The organism is Streptomyces sp. NPDC015131, assembly GCF_043079975.1.
Taxonomy (GTDB): Bacteria; Actinomycetota; Actinomycetes; order Streptomycetales; family Streptomycetaceae; genus Streptomyces.
Genome location: NZ_JBIBVB010000002.1, coordinates 1 through 17,309 on the forward strand (window position 1 = coordinate 1; position 17,309 = coordinate 17,309).

The following is a 17,309-nucleotide window of genomic DNA, read 5'->3' on the forward strand; positions in this document are numbered from 1 at the left end:
GTGTTAAGCACGCCGCCAGCGTTCGTCCTGAGCCAGGATCAAACTCTCCGTGAATGTTTACCCGTGATCGGGTTGCACTCGCGTTGAGCGGAACCAGAAGGAGGAATAGTCCTTCCGGTTCACAGCGTCCTCGCTGTGTTTTTTCAAAGGAACCTCGACCATCCGTTGGATGGACGGGGTATCAACTAATCTGGCGTTGATTTTTGGCACGCTGTTGAGTTCTCAAGGAACGGACGCTTCCTTCGTACTCACCCGCAGAACATTCTCTGGGGCTTTCCTCCGGGCGCTTCCCTTCGGTGTTTCCAACCTTACCAGATCCTTTTTCCGTTCCGTTTCCGGTTCGGATTCTGTTTCCGGTGGCCGTTGGAGGGCCTTTGCCTTTCGGCTTCCGCCACTTTAGACCATTTCCCCGGCCGATTCATAATCGGGCCGTTCGGATTCCCTTTCGGACGCGCTCGGACACGCCAAAAAGCGCGAACCCGTTGGGGAGATCGATCTTGGGTGGTGGATGGCTGCCCCCGGGCGCCTGAAACGGCAGGCCCAGCTCTTGCAGCTCGGTAGACATTAGGCGCTTCCGCGCCTCAAGTCAACCCCCCGTCACCGCTTCCTCTTCCGGGGGGCGTGGGCCCGGTACGGGCTCACCGTGGGGTCGCCCTCGATCCAGAAGCGCCAGGGGTGGGTGGCGCCCTCCCCGCCCACTCCCGTGCGGGGACCGCTCCTGACCTGGTCGGCCGCGACCGGAGTGCCGGTGAGGACCGAGAGCGGGGACGCGGGGCCGTCGCACGCGTCGGTGCCGTCGAGGGTGCGGTCGACGTCCAGGGCGGTCGCGAGACGGGCCGGGCCTTTGGCCAGTTCCTTGTCGTATCGGGCCGAGAGTCGACGCTTCCGGGCCAGCTCCTGGCCGACCCGTACCTCACCGGCGCGCAGGAGGACACCGCTCGCGGAGCCCTCGGGGCCGCACACCAGGTTCAGGCAGTGCCACATGCCGTAGGTGAAGTAGACGTAGGCGTGGCCGGGCGGGCCGAACATCACGGCGTTTCGGGGGGTGCGTCCGCGGTAGGCGTGGGAGCCTGGGTCGGCTTCGCCCGCGTACGCCTCCACCTCGGTGAGGCGGAGCTCGATGGGGCCGTCGTCCGTCGTGCGTACCAGGGTGCGGCCCAGCAGGTCGGGGGCGACCTCCAGTACGGGGCGGTCGAAGAAGTCCCGCGGCAGCGGCGTACGGTCGGAGCTCTCGATCATGTCGTACGAGCGTACTGGGAACCGGCGGCGGTCGATCCGCGTATGCGCGTGTGTAGGGGTCAGATCCGAAAAGGAGTGAACATGGGGTTCAAGAAGCTGCTCGCGAGCCTGGGGGCCGGGGGCGCGTCGGTGGAGACGGTGCTCACCGAGGCGAACGTGGTGCCCGGCGGGGTCGTCCAGGGCGAGGTGCGCATCCAGGGCGGCTCGGTAGATCAGCGGATCGAGGGGCTGTCGGTCGGTCTCCAGGCGCGGGTCGAGGTCGAGGGCGGTGACCAGGAGTACAAGCAGGACGTCGAGTTCACCAAGGTCCGGCTCGGCGGGGCCTTCGAGGTGAAGGCCGGGGCGGTGCACGTGGTGCCGTTCGGTCTGGACATCCCGTGGGAGACGCCGGTCACGACGATCGCCGGGCAGCAGCTCCGGGGCATGGACATCGGGGTGACCACCGAACTGGAGATCGCGCGGGCGGTGGACTCGGGCGACCTGGACGCGATCCATGTGCACCCGCTGCCGGCGCAGCAGGCGATCCTGGACGCCTTCATCCAGCTGGGCTTCCGCTTCAAGAGCGCGGACATGGAGCGGGGGCACATCCGGGGTACGCGGCAGAAGCTGCCGTTCTACCAGGAGATCGAGTTCTTCCCGCCGCAGCAGTACCGGGGGCTGAACCAGGTGGAGCTGACGTTCATCGCGGACGAGCGCGAGATGGACGTCGTCCTGGAGATGGACAAGAAGCCGGGTCTGTTCAGTGAGAGCAGCGACTCCTACCGGGCGTTCACGGTGGGGCTGCACGACTTCCAGAACACCGACTGGGCCGCTTACCTCAACCAGTGGCTGGCCGACGTGAGCGGCAAGCGCAACTGGCTCTGAGGGTTCGGCCGGGACTGATCAGGCACAGACAGCGAGACGGAGGTTTCCGAGGTGACCGAGGCCGGAGTGAGCGGGGAGAACCGGGCGCCGCTTCCCCATGACTTCCATCCGGAGGTGCCGTCGTTCACGGTGGTGAGCGACGACGTCGCGCCGGGGGCGGTGCTGGGGGACGCGCAGGTGTACGCGCGCGGGAACACCTCGCCGCATCTGCGGTGGGAGGGTTTCCCGGCGGGGACGAAGAGTTTCGCGGTGACGTGTTTCGACCCGGACGCCCCGACCGGGAGCGGGTTCTGGCACTGGACGGTGTTCGACATCCCGGCGTCGGTGACCGAGCTGCCCGCCGGTGCGGGTGGCGGGAAGTTCGAGGGGCTGCCCGAGGGGGCGGTGCACGTCCGCAACGACTACGGGACGAAGGACTTCGGCGGGGCCGCGCCGCCGGCGGGCGAGGACCACCGTTATGTGTTCACCGTGTACGCGGTGGACACCGAGAAGCTCGGGCCGGACGCGGAGGCGTCGCCGGCGGTGGTCGGGTTCAATCTCCGCTTCCACACGCTGGCGCGGGCGCATGTGATCGGACACTACGCGGAGCCTGCCGAAAGCTGATCGTTCGCTTTCCGTTTGCCCGCTCCTGGTCTTGGAGAGATCAGGAGCGGGCATCTTTCGTTGCGCACGGACGTCGTTTATTGCGTTGTCCAACCCGGCGCGCCCGGCCAGAGTTGGTCTCCAGCCCAGGCCCGCCATGAGGGCGGGGCCGGCATGCGGGAGGTGGGCAGGATGCGGGACACGCTGGTACTCAACGCGAGCTTCGAGCCGCTTTCGACGGTGACGCTTCACCGTGCGGTGGTGCTGGTGCTCCAGGACAAGGCCGTGGTCGAGCAGGAGCATCCCCGCCTGCGGGTGCGTGCGGCGGCCGTCGATCTGCCGGTGCCCCGGGTGATCAGGCTCTGCCGGTATGTACGGGTGCCGTTCCGAAGACAGGCTCCGTGGTCGAGGCGGGGAGTGCTGATACGGGACCAGCACCGGTGCGCGTACTGCGGGCGGCGGGCGACGACCGTGGACCATGTGGTGCCGCGGGCGCAGGGCGGCGGGGACCACTGGCTGAACACGGTGGCGTCCTGCGCCGAGGACAATCACCGCAAAGCGGACCGTACGCCGGAGCAGGCGGGGATGCCGCTGCTGCATCAGCCGTTCGTCCCGTCGCCGGCGGACGCGATGCTGCTGGCGCTGGGGGTGCGGGACCGGGCGGGGCTTCCGGAGTGGCTGGGGGCGGGGAACTACCGTCCGGGTGCGCCGGAGGCGGCGGTGGCCGCGTGAGCCGCTGAACGCTCTTGGCAGGTGGATGAGGTGGAGCCCGTTCCGGTGGGTACCGGGGCGGGCTCCTGTGGTGTGCGCCGGTTCGCGGGCGGGTCAGCCGCGGGTGGTGAGCTGGACGATGGCGAGGACGCCCACCACGAGGATGACCGCGCGGAGCGCGGTGGGCGGGAGGCGGCGGCCGACCTTGGCGCCGATCTGGCCGCCGATGGTGGAGCCGACGGCGATGAGGAGGACCGCCGTCCAGTCGAAGTGGGCGGCGAAGAGGAAGAAGAGCGCGGCGACGGTGTTGACGACGGCCGCGAGGATGTTCTTGGTGGCGTTGAGGCGCTGGAGGCTGTCGTTGAGCAGCATCCCCATCAGGGAGAGGTAGATGATCCCCTGGGCGGCGGTGAAGTAGCCGCCGTAGACACTGGCGAGGAGCAGGCCGAGGAAGAGGAGGGGGCCGCCGTCGGGGTTGGTGGTGGTGCCTTCGCGTTCGCGCCGGCGCTGGACGGCCCGGGAGATGCGCGGCTGGAGGACGACGAGGACGAGGGCCAGGGCGACGAGGACCGGGACGATCGTCTCGAAGGCGGTGGCGGGCAGCAGGAGGAGCAGGACGGCTCCGCCGAGTGCTCCGGTGGCGGCGGCGACGGCGAGGCGCAGGACGCGGCGGCGCTGGCCGGTGAGTTCGGCGCGGTAGCCGATGGCGCCGCTGATGGAGCCGGGGATCAGGCCGAGGGCGTTGGAGACGGTGGCGGTGACCGGGGGGAGGCCGGTGGCGACGAGGACGGGGAAGGTGATGAGTGTTCCCGATCCGACGATGGTGTTGATCGTGCCGGCGCCGATGCCTGCGGCGAGGACGGCGAGCATCTCCCAGATCGTCACGCTGTGCCCTTCGTGCGGGATCGGTGTCTCTGCGATGGGTGCTTGAGGCACTGATCATGCACGAAGGGCGGTCGCGTCAGTCGACCGGGGGTTCCTCGCGTCGCTGGGCCGGCGGGCGCTCCTTGCCTCCGGCCGCGGTGCCGCCGGTGCCCGAGGTGTTGAAGCCGGGGGCGCCGCCGCCGAGGTTGCCGAAGGCGCCGGAGAGGCCCTTGAGGGCGTCGCCGATCTCGCTGGGGACGATCCAGAGCTTGTTGGCGTCGCCCTCGGCGATCTTCGGGAGCATCTGGAGGTACTGGTAGGAGAGCAGCTTCTGGTCGGGGTCGCCGGCGTGGATGGCCTCGAAGACGGTGCGTACGGCCTGGGCCTCGCCCTCGGCGCGGAGGGCGGCGGCCTTGGCCTCGCCCTCGGCGCGGAGGATGGCGGACTGCTTCTCGCCCTCGGCGGTGAGGATCTGGGACTGGCGGATGCCCTCGGCGGTGAGGATCGCGGCGCGCTTGTCGCGGTCGGCGCGCATCTGCTTCTCCATCGAGTCCTGGATGGAGGTGGGCGGTTCGATGGCCTTGAGCTCGACGCGGTTGACGCGGATGCCCCACTTGCCGGTGGCTTCGTCGAGGACGCCGCGGAGGGCGGCGTTGATCTCCTCGCGGGAGGTGAGGGTGCGCTCCAGGTCCATGCCGCCGATGATGTTGCGCAGGGTGGTGACGGTGAGCTGTTCGATGGCCTGGATGTAGCTGGCGACCTCGTAGGTCGCGGCGCGGGCGTCGGTCACCTGGTAGTAGATGACGGTGTCGATGTTCACGACCAGGTTGTCCTGGGTGATCACCGGTTGGGGCGGGAAGGGGACGACCTGTTCCCGCAGGTCGATCCGGTTGCGGATCGAGTCGATGAACGGGACGACGATGTTCAGGCCCGCGTTGAGGGTGCGGGTGTAGCGGCCGAAGCGCTCGACGATGGCGGCGCTGGCCTGCGGGATGACCTGGATCGTCTTGATCAGGGCGATGAAGACGAGCACCACCAGGATGACCAGGACGATGATGACTGATGGCATCGTGTGTTCCCCGTGCCCTTCGCTGCCGGTTGTCCGCCGGTTCGTTGCCGGCCGGTTCGATGATCGATTTTCGCAGACGGCCGGCTCTCGCGTGCGCCGTTCGGCGGGAGTTGACCGGGTTTCCCCGTGGGCTCGCCGCCGTCGTCTCTCGTACGGGCCGTCACATCACCACGGCGGTGGCCCCGTCGATCTCGACGACGTCGACCTGCCGGCCCGGTTCGAAGACCTGGTCGGAGTCGAGGGCGCGGGCGGACCAGACCTCGCCGGCCAGTTTGATGCGCCCGCCGCCGCCGTCGACCCGTTCGAGGACGACGGCCTGCCGGCCCCTCAAGGCGTCCACGTTGGTGGCGTGTTGGGGGCGTCCGTCACGGTGGCGGGCCGCGATGGGGCGTACGACCGCGATGAGGGCGACCGACACGGCGGCGAAGACCACCACTTGGGCCACGACGCCGAAGCCGAGGCCCGCGGTGACGGACCCGGCGATCGCTCCCACGGACAGCATTCCGAATTCCGGCATCGCGGTCATGACGAGCGGGATGCCGAGCCCCACCGCGCCGATCAGCCACCAGACCCATGCGTCGATGTCCACGTGGTCATGGTAGGTCGGGGTGCGGGTCCGCCGACAGGGCGCGGGCTCAGGAGAGGGGGAGCCCCTGGGCGGTGTAGCGGTCGCCGACGCGCTCGACGACGAGCGGGAGGCCGAAGCAGTGCGAGAGGTTGCGGGAGGTCAGCTCCATCTCCACCGGTCCGGCGGCGAGCACCTTGCCCTGACGGATCATCAGGACGTGGGTGAAGCCCGGCGGGATCTCCTCGACGTGGTGCGTGACCATGATCATGGAGGGGGCGTAGGGGTCGCGGGCGAGGCGGCCGAGGCGGCGGACGAGGTCCTCGCGGCCGCCGAGGTCGAGGCCGGCGGCGGGCTCGTCGAGGAGCAGCAGTTCGGGGTCGGTCATCATGGCGCGGGCGATCAGGGTGCGCTTGCGCTCGCCCTCGGAGAGGGTGCCGAACCTGCGGTCGAGGAACTCGGTCATGCCGAGCCGGTCGAGGAAGGCGCGGGCGCGGTCCTCGTCGACGGTGTCGTAGTCCTCGTTCCACGTCGCGGTCATGCCGTACGCGGCGGTGAGGACGGTCTGGAGGACGGTCTGCCGCTTGGGGAGCTTGTCGGCCATGGCGATGCCGGCCATGCCGATGCGGGGGCGCAGTTCGAAGACGTCGATGGTGCCGAGGCGGTCGCCGAGGATGGTGGCGGTGCCGCTGCTGGGGAAGAGGTAGCTGGAGGCGACGTTGAGGAGGGTGGTCTTGCCGGCGCCGTTGGGGCCGAGGATGGCCCAGCGCTCGCCCTCCTTGACCGACCACGAGACGTCGTCCACCAGAGCGCGTCCGTCGCGGACCACGGATACGTCCACCAGCTCCAGTACATCGCTCATGAGCGCGTTGTCTCCCCTATGCGGTCGAGTCTCGTCGGCGCTTGCGCCTGTGGGCGAAGCTCCCAGGGAAAACCTACGCCACTGGTGGCGGGTGCCGGTCGTTAGGTCTCCTTTCGTCTCTTCGGTCCGGTGGATGGGGAGACCCTAGGCTGGGGGGATGCTTTCGGAACCGCGTTCAGGACGGCTGGCCGCATGGGGGAACGCCCTGCTGGCCGGATTGGTGTCGCCGGATGAGGCCGTGCTCTCGATCGTGGGGGACGATGCCGTGCACCGGGTGGAGGGGCTGCCGGGCGAGCGGGGGCCGGTGGGGCTGACGCTGGCGCTGGGGCGGCTGCGGGCGCTGGGGGTCGCGGGGTGGCGGGTGGCGCTGCCGGCTCCCGGTCATCCGCTGGGGCTGAGCGGGCCGCCGGAGTTCAACGCGCGGGCGCTGGAGGCCGGGGAGGCGGTCGTGGGGTGCGGGGCGCCCTTCGGGCTCGTACCGGAGGTGGACGAGGCGGGGCCCGAGGGCGATGTGCATGTGGAGGTGGTGTGGCACTGCCTGCCGGTGCGGGAGGCGCCGCCGGCGGACGTGCCGTCGCTCGGGGAGGCGGAGCGGGAGCTGGCGGAGGCGCTGCGGGAGGCGACGGTGGTGCTGACCCGGCTGGACGTGGCGGCGTCGGGTCCGGCGGCGGAGGCGGCGCTGGACGCCTACCGGGCGCGGGCGGAGGCCGGGGGCGACGTGCTGGCGCCGGGGTATCCGCCGCGGGCGGCGCGGGTGCTGGAGCTGGCGCGGCGGGTGGGGATGCTGGTGTCGCTGGCGTACGCCCCGGCGTACGGGACGGGTGGCGCGCAGGGCGGGGCGGTGAGCGCCTCGGAGATGGCGGCGCGCGGGGAGGCGCTGCGTCCGGTGGAGCGGGTGGCCAGGCGGGCGCAGGTGGCGGCCTTCAACGCCTGGGTGGAGGAGCGGGAGCGCGAGCGGGGCTGAGGGCGCTCGCGGGGTGGGGCGGCCCCCAGGTGGGGCTGGGGGCCGGTCCGTGCCTCAGTGGTTGACGGCGGTGTTGCCGAAGGCGGGGTTGAGCAGGCCGATCACGCTGACGCTGTTGCCCGAGACGTTCACCGGGACGTGGACCGGGACCTGAACCAGGTTGCCGGAGGCGACGCCGGGCGAATGGACGGCGGCGCCGTCCGCGTGGGCACCGCCGGTGGCGGACGCGGCGCCCGCGGCGGCGGCGACGAGCCCACCGGCGACCATGGTGACAGCGGCGGCCTTCTTCAGGTTCTTCACGGGATTGTCCTCCGTCGACTGGCTCGCTGCGGTGATCCCCGCAGCACGCCATGGAGAACGCCCGCGCGGCGCTCCGGTTGCGCCGAGTGGGTGACATACACACGACGGTATGAATCTCGTACCGGTGGGGGGGTCGCCGGTTGACTCAGCCGGTCAGGCCGTGCCGGACGGCCCAGAGGGCGGCCTGGGTGCGGTCGGCGAGGTCCAGTTTCATCAGGATGTTCGAGACGTGGGTCTTGACGGTCTTCTCGGAGAGGACGAGGGCGCGGGCGATCTCGCGGTTGGAGCGCCCGTCGGCGATCAGCCCGAGGACCTCCCGCTCCCGTTCGGTCAGGGTGCCGCCGCGGCCGGTGCCGCCGCCGGTGTCCTCCTGGGACAGCAGGGCCACGGCGACCTCGGGCTGGAGCAGGACGTGCCCGGCGTGGACCGAGCGGATGGCGCCGGCCAGCGCGTCGGGGTCGACGTCCTTGTAGACGTATCCGGACGCGCCCGCGCGCAGGGCGGGGACGACGGTGCGCTGCTCGGTGAAGCTGGTGACGATCAGCACCTTGGCCGGGTTGGCCAGCTCGCGGAGCTTGCGCAGGGCCTCGATGCCGTCCATGCCGGGCATCTTCACGTCCATGAGGACGACGTCGGGGCGCAGCTCCTCGGCGCGGGCGACGCCCTCGGCGCCGTCCCCCGCCTCCCCCACGACCTCGATGTCGTCCTGGACCTCCAGGAAGGTGCGCAGTCCTCGGCGGACGACCTGGTGGTCGTCGACCAGCAGGACGCGGATGCCGGTCTCAGCCACCGGGGACCTCCATCTCGACGGTGGCGCCCTCGCCGGGCGCGGACTGGACGGTGAGCCGGCCGCCGACGCCGCTCGCCCGGTCCCGCATGGAGACCAGGCCCAGGTGGCGGCCCGCGCGGCGGACGGAGCGGGGGTCGAAGCCCTTGCCGTCGTCGGTGACGCTGAGCAGCGCGCCCTGGCCGTGCCGCACGAGGGACACGGCGACGCGGCCGGCCCCGGAGTGGCGCAGGGCGTTGTGCAGGGCCTCCTGGGCGACCCGGAGGAGGGCTTCCTCCTGGGCGGCGGGCAGGGCGCGGACGCCGCAGCTGTCGAAGGTCACGCGCGCGGTGTGGGCGCGGTCGAGGACCTGGATCTGGGTGCGGAGGGTGTGGACGAGCCCGTCCTCGTCGAGCGCGGCGGGGCGCAGCTCGACGACCGCGGCGCGCAGCTCGTCGGCGGCCTCGGCGGCGAGGGCGGCGACCTGCTGGAGCTCGCCCTTGGCGCGGGCGGGGTCGCGGTCGACGAGGGCGGCGGCGGCCTGGGCGGTGAGGCGGAGGGAGAAGAGCTTCTGGCTGACCGCGTCGTGCAGCTCATGGGCGAGCCGTGAGCGCTCCTCGGCGATGGTCAGCTCGCGGCTGCGCTCGTAGAGGCGGGCGTTGGTGAGGGCGATGGCGGCGTGCTGGGCGAGGATGCCGAGCAGCTCCTCGTCGGCCTCGGTGAAGCCGCAGCCGCCGGCGGGGGCGGGCTCGCGGGAGCAGCGCTTGTTGGCGAGGAAGAGCGCGCCGATGGTCTCGTCGCCGTCCTGGATGGGCAGGCCCAGGAAGTCGGACATGTCGGGGTGGGCGGCGGGCCAGCCCTCGAAGCGGGGGTCCTTGCGGACGTCGGCGAGGCGCTCGGGCTTCGCGCCGTGGAGCATCGCGGCGAGGATGCCGTGCTGGCGGGGCAGCGGGCCGATCGCCTTCCACTGCTCCTCGCCGACGCCGTCCACGACGAACTGGGCGAAGCCGCCGTGGTCGTCGGGGACGCCCAGGGCCGCGTACTCGGCGTCGAGCAGCTCGCGGGCGGAGGCGACGATCGTCTTGAGGACGTCGTGCACCTCCAGGTGCCTGCTCATCGCGAGCAGGGCGGTGCTGACGGCGGCGAGGCCGGAGCCGGGCGGTCGATCGGTCATGCGTTCACGTTACCCGCGGGGGGTGACAGTCCGTATCGGGCCGGGGACGGGGGCGGGGTGCGGCCGGGGGCCTAGGTCGAAGTCCCCGGCGGTCCGGGGCCGCGGCCCGAGGCGGCGGGCGGGGGCGGGGTCGCAGGCTGAGGCCATCGACTCCGACGAGGAAGGGGTGGCCGTCATGGCCGTCGCGATCATTACGGGTGCGTCGAAGGGGCTGGGGCGGGCGCTGGCCGCGGCGCTCGCCCGGGAGGGCTGGGACCTGGTGCTGGACGCCCGCACCGGTCCCGTACTGGAGGAGAGCGCGCGGGAGGCGCGGGCGTACGGGACGCGGGTGGTGGCGCTGCCGGGGGACGTGGGCGACCGGTGGCACCGGGCGGCGCTGGTGGCGGCGGCCCGGGAGCTGGGCGGCCTGGACCTGCTGGTGAGCAGTGCGAGCGCGCTGGGCGCGGAGCCGCTGGTGCGGCTGGAGGCGCTGTCCCTGGACGGGTTGCGGGAGGCGCTGGAGACGAATGTGGTGGCCGCGCTGGGGCTGGTGCAGGAGGCGCTGCCGCTGCTGCGGGCGAGCGCGGCGGGGGCGGTGGTGGCGGTGAGCTCGGACGCGGCGGTGGAGCCGTACGAGACGTGGGGCGGGTACGGGGCGTCGAAGGCGGCGCTGGACCACCTGGCGGCGGTGCTGGCCGTGGAGGAGCCGGGGCTGCGGGTGTGGGCGGTGGACCCGGGCGACATGCGGACGGATCTGTACCGGGCCGCCGTCCCGGTCGACGACGACTCGCACCGGCCGGATCCGGAGTCGGTGGTGCCGGGCTTCCTGCGGCTGCTGGCCGAGCGGCCGGCGAGCGGGCGGTACGTGGCCCCGGCGCTGCTGGAGGTGGGGGCGTGAGCGTGCTGGAGGCGCTGCGGGTGCCTGCCGAGCTCTCCGCGCGCGTGCCCGCGGAGCAGCGGGGCGCGGGGCGGGACGACGTGCGGCTGATGGTGTCGCGGGGGGCGGCGGTGTCGCACCACGCGTTCCGGGACCTGCCGGGGGTGCTGCGCGCCGGGGACGTGCTGGTGGTGAACACCTCGCCGACGCTGGCGGCGGCGGTGAACGGCCGGCTCGGCGGGGACGGTGTGGTGGTGCACTTCTCGACGCACGGGGACGACGGGCGCTGGTCGGTGGAGCTGCGGGACCCGGACGGGCGGGGCAGCACCCGGCCGCGGCCGGGCGGGCCGGCGGGCGGGGTGGTGCGGCTGCCGGGCGGGGCGCGGCTGGTGCTGGAGGAGCCGCTGGGGGCGGCGGGGTCGGCGCGGCTGTGGTGGGCATCGGTGTCGGTGGGGGTGCCGGGGCTGCTGGCGGCGTACGGGCGGCCCATCCGGTACGGCTACACGGAGCGGGACCAGCCGCTCGCCGCGTATCAGACGGTGTTCGCGCGGCCGGCGCCGGACGGGGCGGGGTCGGCGGAGATGCCGAGCGCCGCGCGGCCCTTCACGGCGGGGGCGGTGGCGGAGCTGGTGAGCCGGGGCGTGCAGTTCGCGCCGGTGACGCTGCACACGGGGGTGGCGTCGGCGGAGGCGCACGAGCCGCCGTATCCGGAGCGGTTCTCGGTGCCGGCGGTGACGGCGTGGCTGGTGGGTGCGGCGCGGGCGGCCGGGGGGCGGATCGTGGCGGTGGGGACGACGGCGGTACGGGCGCTGGAGTCGGCGGCGGGTGCGGACGGGGTCGTACGCCCGGTGGAGGGGTGGACGGACCTGGTGGTGACGCCGCGGCGGGGGGTGCGGGTGGTGGACGGGCTGCTGACGGGGCTGCACGAGCCGGAGGCGTCGCACCTGCTGATGCTGGAGGCGGTCGCGGAGCGGGCGGCCGGGCCGGGGGCGGGGCGCCGGGTGCTGGGCCGGGCGTACGCCGAGGCGCTGAGGCGGCTCTACCTGTGGCACGAGTTCGGCGACGTGCACCTCCTCCTGCCGGACGAGGGGCCTCACTGAGAGCATTGCTCGTGCAACAGATGGTGAGACCGTTACGTGCCCGATGTGAGCCCGCGCATAGGGCGCAGATCACGTACGAGGTCGGGTAGTAATGGACATAAAGGTCGGATCAGCCTGGTGGATGTGGTGCGAAACGGGTCAGACCGCGCACTTTCCCATCCGCTGATCCACTACCCGCCTTCGTACGTCACACCTTTGCCAGAGGATTTTGCGGCCGCTAAGAATTGCAGCCGTCGCCCGCCGCAGCAGGCGTAGCGCCGCCCCGGCCAGGCGACAGTCCAGCGATTCGAAGAGGTACGACTGCATGTCCGCGTTCAGCAACCGCCCCGGCTTCAGCCGTCTCAAGAAGAACCACAAGCTCTCCCTGGCGGGCGTCGCCACTCTCAGCGCCGCCGCCGTCGCGTTCTCGATCGTTCCCGGCAACGACGCCGCCGCCGAGACCGAGCCCAAGGCCGTCGCCGCCGTCGGCGCCGCCCCGGTCGCCCTGACCGGCACCGCCCAGGGCAAGCCGCTGCACCTCGGCATCACCGAGCAGCAGACCACCATCGAGCTGAAGGCGAAGGCCGACGCGGCCGCCGCCAAGGCGAAGGCCGAGGCCGCCGCGAAGGCCAAGAGCGCCGCCGCCGCGAAGGCGAAGGCCGAGGCCGCCGCCAAGAAGCGTGCCGCCGCCAAGGCCGCCGCCAGCCGCGCCGCCGCCCGCAAGCCGGTCTACGCGAACAACCTCGACGGCTGGATCCGCGAGGCGATGTCCATCATGAAGAAGCACAACATCCCGGGTTCCTACGAGGGCATCCACCGCAACATCATGCGGGAGTCCAGCGGCAACCCGAACGCGATCAACAACTGGGACATCAACGCCATCAACGGCGTCCCGTCGATCGGCCTGCTCCAGGTCATCAAGCCGACGTTCGACGCGTACCACATCCCCGGCACCAAGAAGAGCCAGTGGGACCCGGTCGCCAACATCGTCGCGGCCTGCAACTACGCCGCCGACCGCTACGGCTCCATGGACAACGTGAACAGCGCCTACTGAGCCCGGGCACACCGGTCCGCGTCCGGACCGCCGCTCGCGCCCGTACGCCGGAGGGCGGCACCCCGTGCGGGGTGCCGCCCTCCGGCGCGTACCGGCGTACCGGTTCCGGCGCGCGCGGTTACTTGCGCATGACCTCCGGCTCGTGGCGGCGCAGCAGGCGCGCCACGATCACACCGCAGATCGCGCCGAGCGCCAGCAGCGCGCCCATGTCGACCATCCACTGCGCCACCTCGTGGTCCCACAGCGGGTCCGTGTCGGTGGGGTCGTCCTGGTTGGGGAAGAGGACGTTGAGCTGCGCGGTGGTGCCGGCGGCGGCGACGGCCCAGCGGGAGGGCATCAGGTAGGAGAACTCGTTGACGCCGACCTGGCCGTGCAGGGTGAAGAGGCAGCCGGTGAAGACGACCTGGATGATCGCGAACATCACCAGCAGCGGCATGGTCTTCTCGGCGGTCTTCACCAGCGAGGAGATGATCAGGCCGAACATCATCGAGGTGAAGCCGAGCGCCATGATCGGCAGGCACAGCTCCAGCCGCACCAGGGAGGAGCTGAACAGCAGGCCCTCGTCCGGCACGTCCCGCAGGCCGAAGCCGATGCCGCCGATGATCGCGCCCTGGAACACGGTGATCAGACCGAGGACGATCACCTTCGACATCAGGTACGCCGAACGTGACAGGCCCGTCGCCCGTTCCCGTTCGTAGATGACCCGTTCCTTGATCAGTTCTCGTACGGAGTTGGCGGCACCGGCGAAGCATGCGCCGACGGCCAGGATCAGCAGGATGGTCGCCGCGCTGCCGTTGGGGCCCCGCGGGCTCGGCCTGAGCCCGTAGTCCGAGCTGATCAGGGTCGAGACCACGCCGAGGACGGCGGGCAGGATCACCATCAGCGCCATGAAGCCCTTGTCGGACGCGATGACGGAGACATAGCGGCGGATCAGGGTCCACAGCTGCGCGCCCCAGCCCTGCGGCTTGGGCGGCCGCATCGCCTGGGCCGACGGCATCTGTACGGACTGCGCGGCGACGGCGTCGATGTCCGCGGCGTACATCTGGTAGTGCTGCGAGCCCTTCCAGCGGCCCGCCCAGTCGTAGTCGCGGTAGTTCTCGAAGGCGGAGAAGACGTCGGCCCATGTGTCGTAGCCGAAGAAGTTGAGCGCCTCCTCCGGCGGGCCGAAGTAGGCCACCGAACCGCCGGGCGCCATGACCAGCAGCTTGTCGCAGAGCGCCAGCTCGGCCACGGAGTGGGTGACGACGAGGACCGTGCGGCCGTCGTCGGCGAGGCCGCGCAGCAGCTGCATGACGTCGCGGTCCATGCCCGGGTCGAGGCCCGAGGTCGGCTCGTCCAGGAAGATCAGGGACGGCTTGGTCAGCAGCTCCAGGGCGACCGAGACGCGCTTGCGCTGGCCGCCGGAGAGCGCGGTGATCTTCTTGGTCTTGTGGATGTCGAGCTTCAGCTCGCGCAGCACCTCGTCGATCCGCGCGTCGCGCTCCCGCTCGGTGGTGTCCGCGGGGAAGCGGAGCTTCGCGGCGTACTTGAGCGCGGTGCGGACGGTCAGCTCCTTGTGCAGGATGTCGTCCTGCGGGACCAGACCGATGCGCTGGCGCAGCTCGGCGAACTGCTTGTAGAGGTTCCGGTTGTCGTAGAGGACGTCGCCCTGGTTGGCGGGGCGGTAGCCGGTCAGCGCCTTGAGCAGCGTCGACTTTCCGGAGCCGGACGGGCCGATGACCGCGATCAGCGACTTCTCGGGGACGCCGAAGGTGACGTCCTTGAGGATCTGCTTGCCGCCGTCGACGGTGACCGTGAGGTGGCGGGCGGAGAAGGAGACCTCACCGGTGTCGACGAACTCCTCGAGCCGGTCCCCGACGAGCCGGAAGGTCGAGTGACCGACACCGACGATGTCGCTGGGGCCGATGAGCGCGGAGCCGGACTTGGCGAGCGGCTGGCCGTTGACGTACGTGCCGTTGTGCGAGCCGAGGTCGCGGATCTCGAAGCGGCCGTCGGGCGTCGCGTGGAACTCGGCGTGGTGGCGCGAGACCTGGAGGTCGGAGACGACCAGCTCGTTCTCCAGGGCGCGGCCGATGCGCATCACCCGGCCCAGGGCGAGCTGGTGGAAGGTGGTGGGGCTGCGCTCGGCGTGGACCGGCGCGGCCGGGGCGGGGGCCGCCGCGGCGCCCGGGACCTTCTGGGCGTAGCTCTCGCCGGGACCGGACTGCTGCTGGTGCGGAACCTGCGGCTGCTGGGCCTGGTGGGGCTGCTGGTGCTCGGCGGGCGCGTGAGCCTGGTGGGGCTGCTGGTGCGCGGCGGGCGCGTGGGGCTGCTGGGCCTGGTGGGGCCAGCCCTGCGGGGCGGGCTGCTGCTGGGGAGCGGCCGGGGCCTGCTGCTGCCACGCCTGCTGCTGCTGCGGGGCGGCGGCCTGGGCGCTGTACGCGGCCGCGCCGGCGCCGGCGCCCGCGGCGGTCAGGCTGACCCGGGGGCCGTCGGTCGCGTTGCCCAGGTGCACGGCGGAGCCGGGGCCCAGCTCCGTCTGGTGGATCCGCTGACCCTGCACATAGGTGCCGTTGGTGGAGCCGTGGTCCTCGATGACCCAACTCCGGCCGTTCCAGCTGACCGTGGCGTGCCGCCACGAGACCCTGGCGTCGTCGATCACGAGGTCGCCCTGCGGATCACGCCCGAGGGTGTACGACCTGGACGGATCGAGAGTCCAGGTGCTTCCGTTCAATTCCAGTACGAGTTCCGGCACTCCATGCCCCACTACTTGTCCCCCGAGTTCCCCCCGTCGCAGGGAGTCTAGGGATGGCGAACATCGGGGGGAACTATTTCAGGCCCGGGACCGGAATCGAAAGTCGGGCGGTGTGAAGACCTGCCCGGCGAGCGCCCCCGCACCGCCTCCGCCTGCGACCGACCGGGAGGAAACCAGCCCGATACCCGTCAAGTAACCGCTATTCACGGTGAATGGTGGAGAACCAGGGCAATTCTTCGCAGAATGTGGATCTTTCACGGGCCTGGCGTGTACGGACACGGTAGTGACCGGCACAACGGGTGGGCGACCCGGCGGGCGGTGTGATCCTGACCTCGATCATGGCCGCCTTGGTGTCCGGTGGTCGGGACGGGACGCGCCCGACCGCGTGGGGGCCGATACGGTGGGAGGACCATGAGCGCATCGCAGACCTCTGACGTTCCCACCCTTCTCGTCAAGATCTTCGGGAAGGACCGCCCCGGGATCACCGCCGGGCTCTTCGACACCCTGGCCGCCTTCTCCGTCGACGTCGTCGACATCGAACAGGTCGTGACCCGTGGCCGCATCGTGCTGTGCGCGCTCGTCACGGAGCCCACCGCCGGCGGCGAGGGGGAGCTGCGGGCCACCGTGCACAGCTGGGCGGAGTCGCTGCGGCTCCAGGCGGAGATCATCTCCGGTACGGGCGACAACCGGCCGCGCGGTTCGGGCCGGTCCCACGTCACCGTGCTCGGGCACCCGCTGACGGCCGAGCACACGGCGGCCATAGCGTCCACGATCACCTCGACGGGCGGCAACATCGACCGTATCTTCCGGCTGGCGAAGTACCCGGTCACGGCGGTCGAGTTCGCGGTGTCGGGTACGGAGACGGGCGACCTGCGCACCGCGCTGGCCACCCGGGCGCACAAGATCGGCGTGGATGTGGCCGTGGTCTCGGCCGGCCTGCACCGCCGGGCGCAGCGGCTGGTCGTGATGGACGTGGACTCCACGCTCATCCAGGACGAGGTGATCGAGCTCTTCGCGGCGCACGCGGGCTGCGAAGAGCAGGTCGCCGAGGTGACGGCGCGGGCGATGCGCGGTGAGCTGGACTTCGAGCAGTCGCTGCACGCCCGGGTGGCGCTGCTGGCCGGGCTGGACGAGTCGGTGGTGGAGAAGGTGCGCCAGGAGGTCAGGCTGACCCCGGGGGCGCGCACCCTGATCCGTACGCTGAAGCGGCTCGGCTACCAGGTGGGTGTGGTGTCCGGCGGGTTCACGCAGGTCACCGACGAGCTGAAGGTGCGGCTGGGGCTGGACTTCGCGTCGGCCAACACCCTGGAGATCGTGGACGGCAGGCTGACCGGGCGGGTGACCGGCGAGATCGTCGACCGGGCCGGGAAGGCGCGCCTGCTGAGCCGGTTCGCCGCCGAGGCCGGCGTACCGCTGGCGCAGACGGTGGCGATCGGCGACGGTGCCAATGACCTGGACATGCTCAACACGGCGGGTCTTGGCGTCGCCTTCAACGCCAAGCCGGTGGTGCGCGAGGCGGCGCACACGGCGGTCAACGTGCCGTTCCTGGACACGGTGCTGTACCTGCTGGGCATCACCCGCGAAGAGGTCGAGGCCGCGGACATCCACGAGGACTAGGGCGCGTCC

At 71.5% G+C, this 17,309-nt stretch carries 17 protein-coding genes; 8 read left to right on the plus strand and 9 right to left on the minus strand.

Annotation, left to right across the window (positions count from 1 at the left end):
• Positions 1–597 precede the first annotated feature (597 nt).
• On the minus strand, positions 598–1,239 hold the full coding sequence (locus ACF08D_RS05370) for a DNA-3-methyladenine glycosylase (protein WP_392221222.1): 642 nt from the start codon (positions 1,237–1,239) through the stop codon (positions 598–600).
• Between the two features lie 81 nt (positions 1,240–1,320).
• On the opposite strand from ACF08D_RS05370, the gene ACF08D_RS05375 reads away from it, so the two are divergent.
• From ACF08D_RS05375 to ACF08D_RS05385, 3 genes are all read left to right on the plus strand, one after another.
• Complete coding sequence (locus ACF08D_RS05375; RefSeq protein WP_392221223.1) at positions 1,321–2,103, plus strand: sporulation protein; 783 nt, start codon at positions 1,321–1,323, stop codon at positions 2,101–2,103.
• A gap of 51 nt (positions 2,104–2,154) precedes the next feature.
• Complete coding sequence (locus tag ACF08D_RS05380) at positions 2,155–2,706, plus strand: YbhB/YbcL family Raf kinase inhibitor-like protein (protein WP_392221224.1); 552 nt, start codon at positions 2,155–2,157, stop codon at positions 2,704–2,706.
• A gap of 171 nt (positions 2,707–2,877) precedes the next feature.
• Positions 2,878–3,417 (plus strand): HNH endonuclease, encoded by a 540-nt coding sequence (locus ACF08D_RS05385; RefSeq protein WP_392221225.1) that lies wholly within the window; start codon positions 2,878–2,880, stop codon positions 3,415–3,417.
• A gap of 93 nt (positions 3,418–3,510) precedes the next feature.
• Here ACF08D_RS05385 and ACF08D_RS05390 read toward each other — a convergent pair whose 3' ends face one another.
• From ACF08D_RS05390 to ACF08D_RS05405, 4 genes are all read right to left on the minus strand, one after another.
• Complete coding sequence (locus ACF08D_RS05390) at positions 3,511–4,281, minus strand: sulfite exporter TauE/SafE family protein (RefSeq protein WP_392221226.1); 771 nt, start codon at positions 4,279–4,281, stop codon at positions 3,511–3,513.
• A 76-nt stretch (positions 4,282–4,357) separates the two neighbouring features.
• On the minus strand, positions 4,358–5,329 hold the full coding sequence (locus tag ACF08D_RS05395) for an SPFH domain-containing protein (protein ID WP_392221227.1): 972 nt from the start codon (positions 5,327–5,329) through the stop codon (positions 4,358–4,360).
• Positions 5,330–5,489: 160 nt separating this feature from the next.
• Complete coding sequence (locus ACF08D_RS05400; protein WP_392221228.1) at positions 5,490–5,918, minus strand: NfeD family protein; 429 nt, start codon at positions 5,916–5,918, stop codon at positions 5,490–5,492.
• Between the two features lie 46 nt (positions 5,919–5,964).
• A complete protein-coding gene (locus tag ACF08D_RS05405) occupies positions 5,965–6,756 on the minus strand; it encodes an ABC transporter ATP-binding protein (protein ID WP_392221229.1) in 792 nt (263 codons plus the stop codon).
• Between the two features lie 157 nt (positions 6,757–6,913).
• Here ACF08D_RS05405 and ACF08D_RS05410 point away from each other — a divergent pair, with 157 nt between their 5' ends.
• Positions 6,914–7,720, plus strand: a complete 807-nt coding sequence (locus tag ACF08D_RS05410) for a hypothetical protein (protein WP_392221230.1) — start codon at positions 6,914–6,916, stop codon at positions 7,718–7,720.
• Between the two features lie 54 nt (positions 7,721–7,774).
• On the opposite strand, the gene ACF08D_RS05415 is transcribed toward ACF08D_RS05410, so the two are convergent.
• The 3 genes from ACF08D_RS05415 to ACF08D_RS05425 form a co-directional block, all read right to left on the minus strand.
• On the minus strand, positions 7,775–8,020 hold the full coding sequence (locus ACF08D_RS05415) for a chaplin (RefSeq protein WP_392221231.1): 246 nt from the start codon (positions 8,018–8,020) through the stop codon (positions 7,775–7,777).
• Between the two features lie 145 nt (positions 8,021–8,165).
• Positions 8,166–8,810 carry a response regulator gene (locus ACF08D_RS05420; protein WP_392221232.1) on the minus strand — a complete coding sequence of 215 codons (645 nt, stop codon included), beginning with the start codon at positions 8,808–8,810 and terminating at the stop codon, positions 8,166–8,168.
• Entirely contained in the window at positions 8,803–9,960 is a 1,158-nt protein-coding gene (locus ACF08D_RS05425) for a GAF domain-containing sensor histidine kinase (protein WP_392221233.1), read from the minus strand. Before ACF08D_RS05425 ends, ACF08D_RS05420 begins: the two co-directional genes overlap by 8 nt.
• A 175-nt stretch (positions 9,961–10,135) precedes the next feature.
• Between ACF08D_RS05425 and ACF08D_RS05430 the strand changes: the two genes are divergently transcribed.
• The 3 genes from ACF08D_RS05430 to ACF08D_RS05440 all read left to right on the plus strand — a co-directional run bounded on the left by ACF08D_RS05430 (position 10,136) and on the right by ACF08D_RS05440 (position 12,949).
• On the plus strand, positions 10,136–10,837 hold the full coding sequence (locus ACF08D_RS05430) for an SDR family NAD(P)-dependent oxidoreductase (protein WP_392221234.1): 702 nt from the start codon (positions 10,136–10,138) through the stop codon (positions 10,835–10,837).
• Positions 10,834–11,916 (plus strand): S-adenosylmethionine:tRNA ribosyltransferase-isomerase, encoded by a 1,083-nt coding sequence (locus ACF08D_RS05435; protein WP_392221235.1) that lies wholly within the window; start codon positions 10,834–10,836, stop codon positions 11,914–11,916. The genes ACF08D_RS05430 and ACF08D_RS05435 overlap by 4 nt, the downstream gene beginning before the upstream one ends.
• 304 nt (positions 11,917–12,220) lie before the next feature.
• A complete protein-coding gene (locus ACF08D_RS05440; protein WP_392221236.1) occupies positions 12,221–12,949 on the plus strand; it encodes a transglycosylase SLT domain-containing protein in 729 nt (242 codons plus the stop codon).
• A 118-nt stretch (positions 12,950–13,067) separates the two neighbouring features.
• Here ACF08D_RS05440 and ACF08D_RS05445 read toward each other — a convergent pair whose 3' ends face one another.
• Positions 13,068–15,683, minus strand: coding sequence for an FHA domain-containing protein (locus tag ACF08D_RS05445; protein WP_392221237.1), 2,616 nt, complete (start codon positions 15,681–15,683; stop codon positions 13,068–13,070).
• A 411-nt stretch (positions 15,684–16,094) separates the two neighbouring features.
• On the opposite strand from ACF08D_RS05445, the gene serB reads away from it, so the two are divergent.
• Positions 16,095–17,300, plus strand: a complete 1,206-nt coding sequence (serB, locus tag ACF08D_RS05450; protein ID WP_392221238.1) for a phosphoserine phosphatase SerB — start codon at positions 16,095–16,097, stop codon at positions 17,298–17,300.
• Positions 17,301–17,309: the final 9 nt, after the last annotated feature.